The following is a 17,790-nucleotide window of genomic DNA, read 5'->3' as shown; positions in this document are numbered from 1 at the left end:
TCAAAGTGCTTGATCGGCAACAATCGTCTTGAGTCTTGCGACTTTCCATCTCGAGCTCTTTGAGCTTCTTGGCATCTGTTGCTTTCACTTCCCCATAGGTGTTCTTCCATCTATGCCAGGTGGTCTTTATCACGCCTAGGTTGCGAGCAACTTCGGCAACAGTTTTACCTTCTCTCAGCATCTTGTCGCCCTCGGCAAGCTCTTTGATCACCAGCTCTTCGGTGTGTCGCTTGGATTTCATGGTGTTTTCCTCCACATCTACTTCGGAGGCAAAACTCACATATCGGGTGGGTTAGTTTCTGGGGAGCCCCTCATAAGGATCAAACAGCGGCACTGTTTATGCAAGGCTAGGTTTTACACCGAAATACTTGATAGTCAATACACCACTTAGGTGGATGCTATTTTTCTTGGTAGATCCCGCTACCTTAGTTATTAGACCCTTGTTCCTATTTGTGATTCGAAATTGTCTGTGATACCGTGCCGCTTCTTTGGAACACCTAAGCGTCTTTGGGTGCTCGTGTACCAGGCAAGATAGATCTGCTTTATTTGATGTGGACTCCGGAAAGAGCTCTTGAGATGATTAGGCGCTGTATTTCTGATGTACCCTCAAAGATTGTGTAGATTTTTGAGTCACGGTGCCACTGTTCTACGTAGTTCTCTCGAACGTATCCATAACCTCCAAGTATCTGAATAGCCTGTTCTGTGACCCAAACAGCAGTTTCGCCTGCGTAAAGCTTCGCCATAGAACCTTCTCCATGGTTGAAGGGGACTCCGTTGGCTCCCATCCATGCCGCTCTCCAACAAAGTAATCTTGCGGCATCTATCTTGGTGACCATATCTGCGAATCGAAATGCAATCGATTGATTCTCAATGATCGCTCGGGAAAACTGCGTTCTGTTCTTTGCGTACTCAAGGGCGTATTCGTAAGCTGCTCGAGCAACCCCTACGGCCTGTGCTCCGACGATAGGGCGCGAGGCTTCGAAGGTTGCCATCGCTGCTTGATTGTTTGACCTCTCTCCGCGCCGTGAGCGAGCGAGTCTTTCGTCCAGACGCTCTTTCCCGCCAAGGAGACAACTTCCCGGCACCTTTACGTCTTCTAGTACAACCTCTGCGGTGTGGGAAGCCCTTATGCCCATTTTCTTAAACTTCTGTCCTTGACGGAGTCCAGGAGTATTTGGGGGAACGATGAAGCTAGCCTGACCACGAGCTCCTAGATCCGGATCGACGCTGGCTACAATTACGTGTAGGTCGGCGATGCCTCCGTTCGTGATCCAGGTTTTGGTTCCGTTGAGCGTCCAGGTGTCGGTGGCCTCGTTATAAGTGGCTCTGGTCCGAAGAGACGACACGTCTGAGCCGGCGTCTGGCTCAGATACCCCAAAGGCCGCAAGTTTTATATCGTCCGCTGTTCCAAAACACTGTGGTACCCACTCTGCAATCTGTTCGGGGGTACCGTTAGCCATTATGCCTGCAACGGCTAGCGTCGATCCAAATATCGCTAAGGTGATGCCTGCGTCACCCCAGGCCATCTCCTCGTTGACTAATGCCAGTGTCAGGCCGCTCTTGTCTGCGTACCCATTTGCGATGAAGTCAAAGGAGTATAAACCGGCCTTTGCAGCCTCTTGGATTATCGGCCACGGAGTCTCTTCCCGCTCATCCCACTCTCTTGCTGCCGGCCGAATTACCTTCTCTGCGAAGTCGTGAACCCACTTTTGAATCTCTAGTTGATCTTCGTTGAGTGATAGAGAGAACTCCATACTTAACCTCCCTTAACTAAATCAGAGAGAACCCTATCCGTGTCGTTCTTCCCTTGAGGACGCCCCCCAATGTTACCACGCAGTAACGAATCGTCCAAAGTATCGTTTTCAAGCGAGATCGAGCTCGACCTGGACCCTATAGTCCCCGGTTAGAGTCTTGACCTCTTTGACCACTCCAGCGTGGATGACATCGCCTCTTATCGTCTCAAACACAGAGGCAAGGCTGTCATCTGCTTCAAAGATTAGCTCTTTCACCGCCGTCTTCATAGACACCTTTGCGCTGGACTTAGCCTTGCGAATCTCTGAAAGAACCGTGGACGCCAGTTCGTAGGAGCCCTTGGATTTGGTCTGGGATGTATCTCCTAGTATAAAGTCGATCTCTTTCCCTAGGGGCCAAGGTGCCCGATGGATCGAGCCGTGCTGCCACCATGACCAGACCTCTTCTGTTATATAAGGCTGAAACGGTGCGAATGCACGCAGAAGTATAGAGAGCGACTTCAATAGGGTGTATCGAGCCGAGAGCGATCCCTCTCTTGACTTTTGTGCATCGTCTTCTCCATAGGCACGGACCTTCACAAGTTCTATGTAGTTGTCGCAGTATCCCCAAAAGAAATCCTCGATCAGTTCCAGGGATCTTGTGTACTCGTAGGCGTCCATAGCGTCAGTGGCCTGTTCTATGCACTCTTTTAGTGCCAGAAGCATGTCTTTGTCGATAGGTATAAGAGATCTAGGGCGCAGTGCCTCTTCATCCCCTTTTTTCTGGAGACTAGTGACGGCTAAGACGAACTTGGAAGCGTTTCCTATCTTTATCGCAAGTCTTCTTCCCGCCTTCATCTGTGACTCATCCGCTGCTGTGTCAACGCCGGGGCGACCGTAGGCACTCCAGTATCTAAGTGCATCTGCGCCGAACTTCTCTATGAGAGGCATCGGCGTTACTACATTTCCCTTTGATTTAGACATTTTCTTGCGATCGGGATCTAACACAAAACCAGAGATCAGCGTGTTTTCCCATGGAAGGGTTTTATACTCCAGCTCTGATCTCAAGACGCTGTAGAACAGCCAGGTCCTAATGATGTCTTGTCCCTGAGGGCGCAGATCCATCGGAAAGCATCTGTCTAGATCGACCCTGTCTGAAGCCGACGCGATCGCAATAAATGGCGTAAGAGACGAAGTGGCCCAGGTATCCATGACATCTGGATCAGCTGTAAAGCCGAAAGGCTGATTTCGCTGCGACTCGGTATAACCCTCTGGCGTGTCGACCTGTGGATCGATGGGTAGCTGCGTCTCCTTTGGAACTATGGGTCGATCGTAGAGAACCTCGCCGTCGGCGCCAACCTCGTACCAGGTCGGGATCGGGATTCCAAAGTACCGCTGCCGTGAGATGTTCCAGTCTGCGTTCAGTCCCCGAACCCAGTTTTCGTAGCGTACGCGCATACTTGAGGGGATAAAGTTCAGTTCCAGTCCACGTCTCAACAGGTCGTCTTTGTGGACAAGGGTCTTCACATACCATTGACGTGAGGTGACTACCTCTAGTGGTCGTTCGCCTTTTTCGTAGAACTTCACCACATGACGTATTTTTTTGGGATCGCCAGATAGGTGACCATTGTCTTTGAGCAGTTGGACGACAGTCTCGCGAGCTTGCTTGGTTGTCCTTAAAGCGAGCGCCTCGTAGAAACCCTGCGCCGTCGCAGGATCTCGAGATGGCCAGTTCTCCTCGTCAAAGCGTATCTCCTTCACTAACCTTCCGTCCCGATTGACTATGTTCCTAAGCGGAAGAGAGAGTTCTCTCCACCATGTCACGTCGGTAAGGTCTCCAAAGGTTGACACCATAGCTGCGCCTGTGCCCTTGTTTGGATCTGCCAAGGGATGTGTAAATACCGTAAGTGGCACTTCGAAAAGTGGCGAATAGACCACCTTCCCGACGATCCCTTTGTACCGTTCGTCCTCAGGGTTGACAACAACGCCTACACAGGCGGGAATTAGCTCTGGGCGAGACGTCTCTATCTCTAAGGGGGTCCCATCTTCGAAGTAGAACCTTACCCTGTTATAGGTACCCTCTACCTCTCGGTCTTCCAGCTCAGCCTGCGAGATGGCGGTTTGAAAGTCTACGTCCCACAGGGTTGGCGAGTCAAGGGAGTAGATCTCTCCCTTTAGAACTCCTCGTACGAAGTAACTCTGGGAGATTAGTCTTGCGGTCTGTCCAACCGTCGTGTAGGTGATTGACCAGTCGACCGATAGGCCAAGCTTCCTCCATAGATCTTCAAAGACCTGCTCGTCTTTTTGTGTAAGTTCGTTGCACAGCTCTATGAAGTTTTGTCGCGATAGCGCGACGACCTCTTTACCTGTCAGATCACTGCTTGAAAAATTGGGAACATAAGGAAGGGTGGGGTCGCACCTCACCCCGTAGTAGTTTTGCACTCTTCGCTCGGTAGGAACCCCGTTGTCATCGAAACCCATAGGGTAGAAGATCTCGAATCCTTGCATGCGTTTGTAACGAGCGACTATGTCGCAGTGAGTGTAAGAGAAGACGTGACCTATGTGCAAAGACCCGCTTACGGTCGGCGGGGGAGTGTCTATCGAGTAGATCCGCTGCTTAGGGGCTGAGCCGTCGAACCGATATATTTTGGCCTCCTCCCACAGCCTACTCCACTTGGATTCGAGCCCCTCGACGTTCACTTTTTCCGGATAAGAAACTTTTGAGTCCACGACTATCATGCCTTTTATATGCTGCGTCTCTACAATTCTCTACTTGGTAACAACATAGCGGTTGCGCCGCTGTCTCCACCAGAGTTCAAAATGTATGTCTGTGGACCGACAGTATACGACTTTCCCCATATCGGACACGGTCGGTCTGTTTTGACCTTTGACATCTTGCGACGTTACCTCGAACATAAAGGTTTCGAGGTGAATCACGCCTCTAACGTTACCGATGTTGACGACAAGATAATAGAACGTGCCAGGCGGGGGTCTCAGCACCCTATCGCCTTGGCACGAAAGTATGAGGAGATCTGGTGGGCGGAGATGGACAGGCTCAATGTTCTAAAGCCAAAGTCGGCTCCGAGAGCAACAGACTGGATAGAACAGATAGTCGACATGGTCGCAACGTTAGTAGGCAGTGGGGTTGCATACATCTCTGATGACGGAGTATACATGGATGTCTCCCAGGTAGAGGACTATGGTCTGTTAGCCCAGCAGGATCTCTCGAAGGTTCAGAGCTCTGAAAGGAACGCCTCTGAGCACAAGCGGCAGTCCCTTGACTTCGCTCTTTGGAAGTTTGCAAAGGCGGATGAACTGACCTGGTCGTCGCCCTTTGGAGATGGCAGGCCAGGGTGGCATAGCGAGTGTGTTGTCATGTCTACAGGTATCTTGGGTCACGACTTCGACCTCCACGGAGGAGGTCTTGATCTTAGGTTTCCTCATCATGAAAATGAACGCGCACAAGCAGAAGCCCTAGGTTACGGATTTGCTCAGATCTGGATGCACCACGGCTTTGTGGAGTCGCAAGGGGTCAAGATGTCCAAGTCCTTGGGAAACTTTACAACATTGACCGAGATGCTTGATCTCTATGATCCACGAGCCTACCGGTTACTAGTTGTGCGAGCCCACTACCGGTCTCCTTTGGAGGTTACTAGAGAGCTCGCAGAGGAAGCCACCTCCGCGCTACGAAGGCTGGATCAATTTGCGCAACGGATGGGTCCTATCTTGGATGATCCAACGGTGGAGCTAGATGAAAGTGGATCCTTCCTTTCCCGCTTCGAAGATGCTATGGATAACGACCTCGATACACCAGCTGCGACCAGAGAGATATTTGAAGCAGTCAAATCCGGAAATGCGGCTTTCGATCGGGGAGATTTTAGGACAGCTAAGACACTAGCCTCTCAGGTTGCCATGGCCATGAAAGTGTTGGGGCTACAGCCGGGCCGTGTAGAAGAGTCCATTCCTAACGAGATCGCCAAGCTGGCTACCTTGAGGATGGAGGCGAAGAGGAGTAGAGACTTTGCTGCAGCTGATGCGCTTCGTGATCAGATCCATGCAGCTGGCTACCTCGTTGAGGACACTTTGGAGGGATACAGGGTGCGTAAATCGTGACGATCCTTCGAGACATCTATATGAGGTTCTCGATATAGTCTGGTTCCCTAGCAAGAAGGGTTCTAACTACGGACAAAGAGGCCAGGGCGTCGTAGCAAGCGTCGTGACTTTGGGTAATTTCGATGTCAAGCTCGATGCAGACGTCTTGAAGTCGATGTCTTCGCAGATGGGGCAAAAGTCGTCGCGACATCGACAGAGAGTCGACAATACCTGTCACGTAAGGGAACTCGATCTTAGATCGTTTGTACTCCTCAGCTAAAAAACTGAGGTCAAAGTCGATGTTGTGGCCGATGATGCACTTATTTGAGATAAGAGGTGTGAGCCAGGCTCCGGCGAGAGCGAACGATACACAACCATCTACGTACTTGTTGCTTAGTCCGTGAATGCGTACCACATCTGGTGGTACCAAAGTGCCAGGATCGATGAGGACAGCGCCCTCCCATCTTGGCAAGAGCCCTTCGTCTGCAAGGACAACACCTAACTGCAAAACTCGGTCGTTTTGTGAATCAAGACCTGTTGTTTCGACGTCGAGCGCAACGTAAGAGTAGTTTCCCGGGGGTGGGAATAGGTAACTTTGTCCACCGACTGGCTTACGCTTGATTCTTGTCCTTCTCATCGAGGGTGGCTCCCGAGTTAGCTGTTTTTGTAGGTTAGCTTAGAGGTTCAAAGTTACAAGATTTACGTAGCGCTGAAGCTTTAGAGGATGGTCTTTGTTATCGAGTTAGAGGCTGTAACTTGTTGTCTCTAGCGATCAAGCTACCGGATAAAGTTCGATCCAACAGTCGACGAGGTTGCTAAGGAACGTGAACAAGAGTCAGTGGCTCAGGGACTTTTGGGCCTTGAAGAGGTTCATGTGACTTTGTAGTGCTGTGTAAGGTTATCAGTGGTGCCCGTCTTCGCGTAGTTCTAAATGTCCGTTGACAACGATCTGCGCCACCTTTAGTGGATGTGACAATGTGGTTTGTGCCCAGGCAAGAAAGAGCGATATGTAGATCTTTCTGTATGTACTCCTTGGTTCTACGCAAGTTACCAGCGGATCGAGCCTGTCCGAGATGCACTACAGATCGCTCTCGGTGGAGCTGCACAGCAGTTTAGGCCTAGCTCGGTTAACCCGGTCCCTTAGTTGGCTTGCGGACCTAATAGTTACAAGCGGTAGGATCTTTGTGACCCAAGAGTCGATAGTCGCAAGGGCTCTAGATTTCGAAATAATCGTGCTTCTATCTCTGCGGTGTTGACTTGATCCCAAGCAACCTATACCCGTCCTTCTGTCTTCTGCTACGAATTTGATAGTTAGAGCTTTAGGGCGCAGCTTTAGAGCCTCGATTCGAGCCGTTCTCGTGGGAGGGCAAAGGCGTCACCGCCCTTTGGGAAGAAGTTGGTCGAGCCATGACGCTCGCAACAGCGGTTCTGGTGGTTCAGGACCCATCAGCACAGAGCAGGGAGTACCCTCCTCGCCCAAGTGGTCAAGCACCAATGCAGCTTCACCAAAGCACTCGTCCTTGGTATAGGCGGTGGGTGTGACCACGGTCGTTACCGAAGCCGATACTGCTGCTAAGAGACCATTTCTTGAATCTTCCACGGCAATACAATGATCGGGTAGGAGACCGCAGAGCGATAAGGCCTCTTGATATACGTCTGGGGCGGGCTTTTTGAACCTCACCGTATCACCGGCAGACACAGCGTCAAATATGTCGACGGAACCTTTGCCAAGTGTTGCGTCGAGTAAGGCCACGACGTTGCTGTAGCTTGTGGTGGTTGCGATTAGCAGCTTTATGTCGCAGTGCTTCGCTTCCTCGATCAGTCGCTTGACCCCAATGCGAAGACCAACATCCCCGGACTCGACGAGTTCCGCGTAACGTGCGGTTTTCTGCAGATGCAGGGCTCGAATATCGGATTCTGTGAGAGGGGTGCGCATTTCGGTTGCGTAGAACCTTATCCGCTCCTTGCCCCCCGCTACTCTTAGTAACCGTTTATAGGTGTATCGGTCCCAGTACCACTCCACGGAGAAGCGTTCAAAGGTGTCGTTAAATGCCTGTCTGTGCGCCTCTTCAGTCTCGGCCAGAGTTCCGTCCACGTCGAAGATTAAGGCGGCGGTCTTTGTCATCTCCCTCCAAAGCTCTTGCATCTGTCAAGGTAACTCGAGAATCGATGCGAAAAGTCACCCAAAAGGGGCGTTAGCCAGGTGAACTGTGGCGATGAAGAACTCTTGAACTCTCCTTGGATGCATTTCCCTTTTCCATGTGCGGGAGACTTATTAGGTAATCTAATTGACTCGCAGATTACTCAACTGTCTTTCAACAACCTTCCGGTAGGTTATGGTCAGAAAATTGCGAAAGTGGGAGATTGTATTGGGTGGAAGTGAGAGCGTAAAAGGTGAGCGAGTCGGGGTCTCGTACCTTCTTCGTTCTGCAGTTCTGGTCTTTGCAGCACTGGTGCTGGCGATCTTCATTATCGACTCAGGTGCACAGGGGCCTTCTGCGACAGATGGTGATAAGTCTCCCGCTCAAATCCAACAGGCTACTTTATCGGTCTCCCCAACTGCTGAGTTGAAGTGGCAAGGGTTCGGAGCGTCTGGAGCCTGGTGGCCAGGACCAGTGTCACAGTTTTCCCGGAAAGCAAAGGAGCGACTTGGTGAAATTCTTTTTTCTGCTTCTGGTCTTCATCTTGCGCAGTATCGATACAACATAGGTGGTGGCGGGGCGGGCGTAATAGTGCCATGGAAGGCACCCCCGACCTTTTATGTGGGGCCTGGAAACTATAACTGGGGAGCAGATCCAGCAGGTATTGAGTTCCTGGAAATGGCCGATAGATACCATGTAAGAGATCTCGTTGGTTTTGTGAATTCGGCACCTCCAGCTTTCACTACGAATCATCTGGCGTGTGGAGGATCCTTAAACCCCAACGAAATCGTTCAATACGCAACCTATCTTGCACAGGTCATCCAAGGTATAAAAGAGCACTTCCACGTACAGGTCAACTACGTTTCACCTATGAACGAGCCCGACAACAACTTCGGCTCCTGTAAGCAAGAGGGGATGGCGGTTCCTGTTAGCTTGAGAGCTCGCCTGGTCGTTGCAGTTGGCCAGGAACTGGCAAAGTATGCCCCTTGGTGCAAAGAGATTGCGGATGAGTCGTCTAAGGTGTCCACCCTTTTACTGCCACATCTATACGAGTGGGCGAAGCAGCCCCAAGTCGCCAAGTACCTTGCCGTTGTAGCTCACCACCTCTATGACTTTCCGCATCGCAACGTACTGTCGGAGATGGCCTCCAAGATCTCGCCCCTTGGGATCCCATCGTGGATGACTGAGATCTGTTGCTACAATGGGGCGCACTTTGGATATCAATACGACCCCACGATGGTATCTGGAATGTGGCTAGCTCACACGATCTACACGGACATAACCTTCGGCAGAGACAGGGCTTTCGACTGGTGGACTGCAGTATCGCCCAACTTGGGCTGTAGTCCCCTAGCTGCGCCAGGATGTTGGAATCAGGTTAACTACCTTGGACGTAACGACGGCCTTGCGTATTACGACCTAAACGGTGCAAAGAATGGAGACCAAAACTTCTATCTCACAAAGAGGTACTACGTCTTTGGGAACTTCTCCCGCTTTATTCTTCCGGGCGCTACTTTACACGCCGTCCAGTCGGACTCTCCAGCTGTGTTTGCGTTGGCCGCTCGGACGAGGTCTGAGTGGACTGTCGTCGTTGGCAACAGCACTGTAGCGGGAGGGCCGACGACTCTGGAGATCGATTTTCCTCACACTAAGGTTGGTAGGGGAGAATTGATACCGACTGCAGCGCTACTAACCGATCCTGGTGCTAGTTGGAAGAACGCCGATCTCCCTGATGTGAAAGGGAGTATCGCTGTTGCCTCAATACCGCCTGACTCCGTGCTGACCTATGTATTTCGGGTAAGGTAGATACTAATAGTTATAGATCAAGTCGAGTGGCTGACGCTAGTTAGTTGCTTCTGTAGTTTCTTTGGAGATGCAGGCGTATGAACGGTTATCACGCTCCTTTATCCGTGGTTATAATGGCTGCCGGAGAGGGAACTCGTATGAAGTCTGAGCGTCCGAAGCCTCTGTTGAAGCTCTGTGGCAAGACGATGCTTGAACACATATTGACCGCGCTTGACGAACTGAGCATGATCGACCGAGTGGTTATAGTTGTGGGTCACAAAGAAGAGGAGATTCGCTCCGAACTTCTCTCTTTGTATCAAGGCGATCTGGAACTGGTGTTTGTTCGGCAAGAGAGTCTAAAGGGAACAGGAGACGCCCTAAGTGTAGCGATGACCAGGATCAGCGACCCTATCGTTGAGCTTGGCGGCCGTCGGGGAGCTGTATTGGTGATGCCTGCAGACGTACCCCTCATCGAGTCGAGTGTTCTAAATGAGTTGGTTGAAACCCACTTTAGTAGTAAGTGTGCGGCCACTTTGCTAACGGCCAGAGTGGAAAATCCTTTTGGATATGGGCGCGTGATAAGGTCAAAAGATGGTTCTGTGGTAGCGATAGTCGAAGAACGCGACGCCACTGCGGAGCAACGTCAGATCGACGAGATAAACACCTCCTTATATATGTTTGATACCGCACCACTGCCAGCTGCACTTAGACGCCTTGCGCCCTTGAACTCCCAGCAAGAGCTGTATCTGACAGACGCAGTGGCGGTTCTCTCCGCTGCCGGCTACTCGATTGGATCCTCTCAGTTAGAAGACGCCTCGCTGGTTATGGGGGTCAATGACAGGGCTCAGCTCAGCGACGCCGAGAAGGTCATGCGTCGAAGAATTAATTACGCCTGGATGAGAGAGGGAGTGACCCTTGTTGATCCAAACACCACCTATATCGACTGCAGAGCCCAGTTGGCCAGGGACGTGACTATATGGCCTGGTGCCGTGATTGAAGGAGCAACGACGATAGGTTCGCAAAGCGTGGTAGGACCTGGATGTCACCTCGTCGACTGCACTGTTGGAGAAAGAGTGCGCCTATCATACTGTGAAGCGAATAAAGCCTATGTGGGCGACGGAGCTAAGGTAGGACCCTTTGTTTACCTCGCACCTGGTACCAAGGTACCGGCGTATCAGAGCATCGGTTCCAAAGAGAACATGGAGTAGTTGATGGAGCTAGTACTTAGAAGACGACTCGAGCTTTATGCGGGTAGAGCTCACAGGGAACTAGCGCTTGAGGTAGCCAAGCATCTTGAGGTTCGCCTTGGCCCTATGGTCCTAAAGGACTTTGCAGACGGCGAGATATACTGCAGATTTGGAGACTCTGTAAGAGGTAAGGACGTCTTCATCCTCCAAACCCATGCAGGACCCGTGAATGACTCGATCTTCGAACAACTCATCATGATCGATGCTGCGAAACGGGCATCAGCAGACAGAATAACCGCTGTTTGTCCGTACTATGGATACTCTCGCCAAGACAGAAAGTCTGCCGGGCGTGAGCCTATAACGGCAAAGCTTGTCTCGGATCTCTTTGCGGCAGCTGGAGCGGATCGCATAGTGTCCGTGGACCTCCACTCAGGTCAGATTCAAGGTTTCTTCGATGGCCCCGTCGACCACCTGACAGCGATGCCAGTGCTAATTGAGTACCTGAAGCGGCATGCTGACGAAGACTTTGTAATCGTCGCCCCTGATGCAGGTAGGGTGAAGGTTGCTTCGAGGTACTCGCAGTACCTAAACGCCGACGTCGCCTTTGTGCATAAAAGAAGGCCAAAGGGCACTGCAAATGTAGTTGAGGCTCTTGATGTTGTAGGTGAGGTCTCGGGTAGGCGTTGTGTACTTATCGACGACATGATAGACACCGCCGGAACGATCTGTGCGGCTGCAGAGCTGCTAGTTGCAAAAGGTGCCTCAGAGGTATGGGCGATGGCGACTCATGGTCTGCTCTCAGGTCAAGCCGTGGACCGTCTAAAGGCCTCGGACATATCAAGGGTGGTCGTTACCGATACCTTGCCACTCTCGGAAGAAAGACGCTTCGACAAGCTAGAAGTGCTCTCTATCGCCAAGGTGTTGGCCGATGCTATCGCCGCTGTGTTCGAGGACGGTTCTGTCTCTAACATCTTCAAAGGTGATAACCTTTCGTAGTGTTTAGCCGTTCATCGAAGACTCTGTCTATGCTCTGTTTTGTTGCTGCAAGTGGCAAGGTTTGCCACGGAGTCGACTAGGTTATTCTGGTTGCATTTGGTATTTCTTAAACTGCATGCTTAGGAGAGTTTTGTGTCCCAGGTTGAGGTCAAAGCCGTAGGTGGTCGCGAGGCGGGGAGCCGAGCCTCTCGCCGGATTCGTAGAGAGGGCATGGTGCCGGGAGTCGTATACGGCGCGCAGTCGTCTCCTATCGCAATCTCTTGCAATCTAAGAGAGTTGCGAAGCGCCCTTTCTAACAGAGTTGCTAAGGGTTCGATACTAACGCTTTCGATAGATGGAAAGTCTCAGATTGTGCGTGTTCAAGATGTACAGGTGCATCCAATCCGTCGTGAAGTGACCCACGTGGACTTTTTGTTCATGAACGCTAAGGACGTAGTTACTTCTGCAGTTACTCTTACTGCCCCTACGACACTTGTCCTTCAGGTAGCGGCGTTGAACGTCGAAGGTCCCGCATCTTCTATTCCTGCGGCCATTGAGGTGGGGGCGGAACTGGCAAACGATGCTGGAGAGGTAATGGCGTCTTTAGTTCCACTGCCTAAAGGCGTAAAGGTGGTTGCGGAAACTGATTTCGTGGTCGCCAAACTCGCTCTAGAAGAGTAACACTAGTTGGTCTAGTTGCCACAGCTGTATTTGGTCGCTGGGCTAGGTAACCCTGGAGAACGCTATGAGAAAACCCGGCACAATGCGGGAGCGGCTGTAGTAGCAAAGCTTGCAGACTCGACTCATGTCTCCCTCCGTCGTGTAAAGAGCTGTATGACTTTGGCTTGTGAGGCTGAGATCGGTGGAGCCCCAACCGTTCTTTCCTTCCCTCAGACCTACATGAACGAGTCCGGGCGTGCTGTTGTGTGTTTGATGAAGAGGTATCCCGAAGCGGTAGTGAACTCCCTTGTGGTGATTCACGACGAACTCGATCTTCCGGTGGGGGTTGTAAAGATAAAACGTGGTGGAGGCCTCGCAGGTCATAACGGACTCAAGTCGATCGCAAGCTACGCTGGGAGCAAAGACTTCATTAGAGTAAGAGTCGGAATAGGTCGTCCGAGAGATGGTGTTGACATATCTAGATGGGTTTTGTCGAGACCGGATGCCAACGAGAGGATTCAGCTTGAACTGGCCACAGAGCGAGCGGCTATGGCGGTTCAATCAATCGTTAGAGACGGAGTCGAAAAAGCGATGAATGAGTTCAACTCCAATACCAGATGATCGACCTCTTGCGATTGGTAAATAGCTACGGGGCGCCCGTCAGCTCATCCCCTGTGGTCGCTGAAGAAAGTGGATGGCCACTTTTTGGCGCTCTGCATCTTCAACGGACGCCCGGATCGATCACGTTTCTTGTCTGTGCTAATACAAACTCGGCTCTGAGGGTGTTCGAGGATCTACAGGTATACCTGGGCCAAGAGACCGTTCAGTACTTTCCGCAACTAGAAAGCTTACCCTTTGAGAGAGTTTCCCCCCCAAGAGACCTCGTGGGCCAACGTATAAAGGTGCTTGAGTCGCTCAGAAAGGCGCGTAGCAAAGAGTCCGGAACAGTTGTAGTCATGACGGTAAGGGCGCTGATGCAGAGACTCTTCGATTTCAATACATCTTCATTGGGGAAAACCCTTAGGGTAGGAAACAATATAGATCTAGATGCTCTTGAAAGATCTCTGTACCAGTTGGGATATGTGCGTGAGTATGTCGTAGAGACAAAGGGACAGTTCGCAGTGAGAGGGTCGATCGTGGACTTCTTTCCTCCGTCGTTCGACCTGCCAGTCAGGGTCGATCTCTTTGGGGACGAAATCGAGGAGATCTTTGAGTTCGACCCAGAAGATCAGCGTAGGATAGGCTCCCTTGCAAGTGTTGACTTACTGCCGGCGCGAGAGTGCCTTATCGACGATGCCGTGCGCGTAAAAGCTGAGGTAGCTGCCAAAGAGATTCCAGAGGGGCGCTCTTACTTCGAACGTATCGCATCAGGTGAGTATTTTGATGGGGTCGAGTCCTGGCTGTACTGGCTCAGCTCGTCAGAGAAGACGGTGGCATCATTGCTTGGTGATGAAGACCAGGTGGTTCTCTTTGAGGCAGGCAGGCTTCGTGGCAGGGCAAACGATCTTATCGAAGAAGAGTTGGTTTTGAAAAAAGCCATCTCCACGAGCTGGGGACTTGACTCTGGGATCGATCTCCCAAGATTTCACGTTGGGTTGGACGACGTCTTAGGCTCTAGTGATGCGAGACTGTTCCTGGTAGAGCCGGCTCTAGGGCAAGAAAAGGTCGTCCGCAGCTGGGGTCTTTCAGGAAGGGAGAGCGAGGATCTTGTACGAAAGATCAAAGACCTTCTCCACCAGAGATACTTGGTGGTTGTTGGAGTTGAAAGTCCTGGTAGCGCGGAGGCCATCGTCTCGTCTTTTGTTGAGCACGAAGTCGACGCAACGCTAGCGGAGTCTGGATGGGATCCAAAGGCGGCTCAGGGCCATAAGGTCGTGGTGTTCTCAGGTGCACCCCTCTATCAAGGCGCTATCTCCTCACTTTCCAAGGTAGCTGTTCTCTCAGAGTCAGATCTATCTGGGAGGCGTAGGTCTCACCGGCATGAGGCCACTCGTAGAAAGCAGGCTGTGGCTAAGGTGGACTTTGAGGCACTAGAGCCGGGCTCCTATGTCGTCCACGATAACCACGGTATTGCGATATATCGGGGTATGACCAAGAGGACTCTGGCTGGAGCGGAGCGAGACTATCTCATATTGGAGTTCAAGGGATCTGACAAAATCTACGTTCCTACAGAGCAGATATCTCTAATAACCCCGTACTTTGGTGGCGAAAGGCCAACACTTTCAAGGCTAGGCGGTTCTGACTGGCAGGTGACTAAGGCTAAAGCTAGAAAGGCCGCTCAAGAGGTAGCACAGGAGCTAGTAGTCCTTTATCAAAAACGAACTGTATCAGAAGGGCACAGCTTCTCAGCGGATTCTATATGGCAACGCGAAGTGGAGGAACGGTTTCCATATGAGCTCACTAGAGATCAGCAAAGAGCTATATCAGAGGTCAAAGCAGACATGGAGAGTCCAAAGCCGATGGATCGGCTTGTCTGTGGCGATGTGGGCTTTGGTAAGACGGAGATAGCGATCCGAGCGGCTTTCAAAGCCATCCAGGACTCAAAGCAGGTAGCGATGTTGGTTCCAACGACGCTGCTAGCACAGCAGCACTACCAAACTTTTCTTGACCGCTTCGAAGGCAAGCCCGTCAATGTAGCGATGCTCTCACGATTTTTAACGAGTAAAGAGGCGCGAGATGTCGTAAAGGGTCTTCGGGATGGTTCTGTGGATCTGGTAATCGGGACTCACCGTCTCTTAGCGAAAGACCTGCAGTTCAAAGACCTTGGTCTTTTGATAGTCGACGAGGAACAGCGATTTGGTGTCAATCACAAAGAGCAGATAAAACAGCTCAAAAGTGGTGTTGACGTGCTTACCCTTACTGCTACGCCGATTCCGAGGACCTTGGAGATGTCTCTTACGGGGATCAGGGATCTTTCGTTGCTACGGACGCCACCTAGGAGGCGACAGCCGATCCTTACCCATGTCGGTCCCTACGATGAGTTCGCTGTGTCGGAGGCGATCCGCCGGGAACTGATTCGAGAGGGTCAGGTCTTCTTTGTTCACAACAGGGTTCGCGATATAGAGTCTGTGGCTCAGAGACTACGTGAACTTGTTCCGGAGGCAAGGGTAGCTGTTGCTCATGGGCAGATGGATGAAGGCCACCTAGAACAGGTAGTTATAGATTTCTGGGAAGGTCTGTACGATGTGCTTGTCTGTACTACGATCATAGAGTCTGGGATAGATATGCCTACGGTGAACACGTTGGTAGTGGATCGGGCGGACACTTTGGGACTCGGGCAACTTCATCAGATTCGTGGTCGAGTAGGTCGTTCTGGGGTAAGAGCGTACGCTTACCTTTTCTATCCTGACTCTGAACGAATTACCGACCTGGCCTTTGATAGGTTAAAGACTATCTCTGAGAACGTGGAGCTAGGGTCAGGTTATCGGATCGCAATGCGCGATCTGGAGATCAGAGGCGCAGGTAACCTCTTGGGAGAGAGCCAAAGTGGTCATATGGCTGCTGTTGGCTACGACCTTTATGTGAAGATGGTGAAAGAAGCGGTCGCCGATCTAAATGGAGAGGTTCAAAGAGAGCATAACCCTCTCCCGAGTGTAGACATACCGGTCAAGGCGTACATTCCAGAGGACTACGTAGAGCGTCAAGACCTGAGGCTAGATTTCTACTCCCGTCTCTCTAAGGCAAGTTCTCTTTTTGATGTAGACGAGATGGAGGCGGAACTAAAAGATCGCTTTGGAGTTCTGCCAGTTGCAGTAGAGAACCTTCTGCGGATAGTAAGGTTGCAGGTGAGGCTAGCTGAGAGGTCGGTGTCTACGTTGTCGGTGTTGAAGCGCCCTGGAGCGGTGAACTACGAGCTAAGGGTTTCGCCGGTCTCTATCCCAAGGTCTCGAATCGTTCGACTGAGGCGGCTTTATCGCTCCGCAGTAGTTAGAGAAGGTCAAGGTGAGCTGGTCGTGCCAGTATCGAACCAAATACCCTTACTGGAAGCTGTTGAGCGATTTTGCTCCGAGATCATCTTCGATGAATCCTCTACCACCGCTGCGATAGAGACAATCTAGCTAAGGATTTATTGATAGACTTACGGTCTTGGTTGAATGGACCTGGCGTTACGATCTATCGATAGTGATACCAAGGCGATATTCGCCGGTAATGGTATAAATCAACTGTTTCCAAGGAGAGATGTTGAGAGTAACTCCTCTAAAGGCTATTTCGTTTGTGTCTTTGTCAGCAGCGCTGTTGTCTTCATGTTCACTGTCCCAGTATGCAGCCAAAGTTAACGGGCAGGTTATCACCCAAGGCCAGTTGGTTAGCGAACTCAAAGACGTAGCATCCAACAAGCCTTTTGTTGCTCAGATCGAGAAGTCGCAGGGTTCCATCTATGGTTCCGGCGCTGGTACCTTCAGTTCAGCCTTTACCGCAGAGATTTTGAACCGTCGAATCTCGGTCACGCTCATCCAACAGGCACTAAAGAAGCTCCATCTACCGGTGAGCCAGTCCGCCTTAGCGGTTGCTTACCCTGAGGCGGCGGCAGGTTTTGGGGGCGCAACCGTGTTTGCTGGCTTTCCTAAGAACTATCAGGCACAGCTAGTAAATGATACAGCAGCTATCGACACTCTTGAGGCTCATCTTGTTGGAAAGTCCCTTTCTCCCACGGCGGTAAATAACTACTATAACCAACACGTAGGAGCGTTCACTGAGTACTGTAGCTCAGATATTTTGGTGACGACTCAAAGTGCAGCTGCCTCTATAGCTAAGCAGGTAGCGGCTGGTTCTTCATTTGCATCGCTGGCTCAGAAGGACTCCAAGGACACTAACACCGCTTCTAACGGTGGCGCTCTAGGGTGTGGACTACTCTCCCAGTACTCACAGGCCTTTGGACCGAGCTTCGCCCAAGAGGTATCTTCTTTGGGTGTGAACCAAGTCTCTTCCCCCTTCCAAGGCAGTCAAGGATGGTATCTCATCGAGGTGACCTCAAAGCCAGTGGTTCCCGAGACGCAGGCGGTCCCAAATATTGTGACTCAGCTGCTTGGGTCCGCTGCGCCAACGAAGCTGGCGGACTATGTGCAGAGTTTCGCTAAGGCGTCGCAGGTTGAAGTGAATCCCTCTTACGGGAGACTGTCGCTGGCAAACGGTCAGGTATCGGTTCTGCCCCCTTCTGCACCCTCTGCGGCTGCACAAAAGGCGTTCTTCGCTACTCCCTCTTAGCCCCAGGTACATGACAGC

13 protein-coding genes are annotated in these 17,790 nt (G+C 51.5%); 8 read left to right on the top strand and 5 right to left on the bottom strand.

Going from position 1 to position 17,790, the window contains the following annotated elements:
* The 3 genes from BUA24_RS07055 to valS form a co-directional block, all read right to left on the bottom strand.
* The coding region (locus BUA24_RS07055; protein WP_178138744.1) for a transposase at nt 1–241 on the bottom strand (241 nt) is incomplete at its 3' end.
* A 301-nt stretch (nt 242–542) separates the two neighbouring features.
* The gene (locus BUA24_RS07050; protein ID WP_072790492.1) at nt 543–1,754 is read right to left on the bottom strand and encodes an acyl-CoA dehydrogenase family protein; all 1,212 of its coding nucleotides are present in this window, start codon (nt 1,752–1,754) and stop codon (nt 543–545) included.
* A 108-nt stretch (nt 1,755–1,862) separates the two neighbouring features.
* Nucleotides 1,863–4,469: a valine--tRNA ligase gene (valS, locus tag BUA24_RS07045; protein WP_072790489.1), complete on the bottom strand. Its 2,607-nt coding sequence runs from the start codon at nt 4,467–4,469 to the stop codon at nt 1,863–1,865.
* Nucleotides 4,470–4,478: 9 nt separating this feature from the next.
* Here valS and cysS point away from each other — a divergent pair, with 9 nt between their 5' ends.
* Nucleotides 4,479–5,843 (top strand): cysteine--tRNA ligase, encoded by a 1,365-nt coding sequence (gene cysS / locus BUA24_RS07040; RefSeq protein WP_084660291.1) that lies wholly within the window; start codon nt 4,479–4,481, stop codon nt 5,841–5,843.
* A 16-nt stretch (nt 5,844–5,859) separates the two neighbouring features.
* Here cysS and BUA24_RS07035 read toward each other — a convergent pair whose 3' ends face one another.
* Nucleotides 5,860–6,459 (bottom strand): 3'-5' exonuclease, encoded by a 600-nt coding sequence (locus BUA24_RS07035; RefSeq protein WP_072790487.1) that lies wholly within the window; start codon nt 6,457–6,459, stop codon nt 5,860–5,862.
* A 738-nt stretch (nt 6,460–7,197) separates the two neighbouring features.
* Nucleotides 7,198–7,968: an HAD-IA family hydrolase gene (locus BUA24_RS07030; RefSeq protein WP_218587432.1), complete on the bottom strand. Its 771-nt coding sequence runs from the start codon at nt 7,966–7,968 to the stop codon at nt 7,198–7,200.
* Nucleotides 7,969–8,191: 223 nt separating this feature from the next.
* Here BUA24_RS07030 and BUA24_RS07025 point away from each other — a divergent pair, with 223 nt between their 5' ends.
* From BUA24_RS07025 to BUA24_RS06995, 7 genes are all read left to right on the top strand, one after another.
* The gene (locus BUA24_RS07025; RefSeq protein ID WP_072790482.1) at nt 8,192–9,766 is read left to right on the top strand and encodes a glycoside hydrolase; all 1,575 of its coding nucleotides are present in this window, start codon (nt 8,192–8,194) and stop codon (nt 9,764–9,766) included.
* 77 nt (nt 9,767–9,843) lie between these two features.
* Nucleotides 9,844–10,953 carry a bifunctional UDP-N-acetylglucosamine diphosphorylase/glucosamine-1-phosphate N-acetyltransferase GlmU gene (locus tag BUA24_RS07020; RefSeq protein ID WP_072790479.1) on the top strand — a complete coding sequence of 370 codons (1,110 nt, stop codon included), beginning with the start codon at nt 9,844–9,846 and terminating at the stop codon, nt 10,951–10,953.
* Nucleotides 10,954–10,956: 3 nt separating this feature from the next.
* On the top strand, nt 10,957–11,928 hold the full coding sequence (locus BUA24_RS07015) for a ribose-phosphate diphosphokinase (RefSeq protein ID WP_072790504.1): 972 nt from the start codon (nt 10,957–10,959) through the stop codon (nt 11,926–11,928).
* Between the two features lie 132 nt (nt 11,929–12,060).
* Complete coding sequence (locus tag BUA24_RS07010) at nt 12,061–12,588, top strand: 50S ribosomal protein L25 (protein ID WP_072790476.1); 528 nt, start codon at nt 12,061–12,063, stop codon at nt 12,586–12,588.
* A 15-nt stretch (nt 12,589–12,603) separates the two neighbouring features.
* A complete protein-coding gene (gene pth / locus BUA24_RS07005) occupies nt 12,604–13,188 on the top strand; it encodes an aminoacyl-tRNA hydrolase (RefSeq protein WP_084660289.1) in 585 nt (194 codons plus the stop codon).
* Nucleotides 13,185–16,625: a transcription-repair coupling factor gene (gene mfd / locus BUA24_RS07000; protein ID WP_072790473.1), complete on the top strand. Its 3,441-nt coding sequence runs from the start codon at nt 13,185–13,187 to the stop codon at nt 16,623–16,625. The genes pth and mfd overlap by 4 nt, the downstream gene beginning before the upstream one ends.
* Nucleotides 16,626–16,746: 121 nt before the next feature.
* Nucleotides 16,747–17,772 carry a peptidylprolyl isomerase gene (locus BUA24_RS06995; RefSeq protein WP_084660288.1) on the top strand — a complete coding sequence of 342 codons (1,026 nt, stop codon included), beginning with the start codon at nt 16,747–16,749 and terminating at the stop codon, nt 17,770–17,772.
* Nucleotides 17,773–17,790: the final 18 nt, after the last annotated feature.

The organism is Ferrithrix thermotolerans DSM 19514, from assembly GCF_900128965.1.
Taxonomy (GTDB): domain Bacteria; phylum Actinomycetota; class Acidimicrobiia; order Acidimicrobiales; family Acidimicrobiaceae; genus Ferrithrix; species Ferrithrix thermotolerans.
Note: the sequence above shows the minus strand (reverse complement) of the source record. Positions and strands in the feature narration are given on the sequence as shown.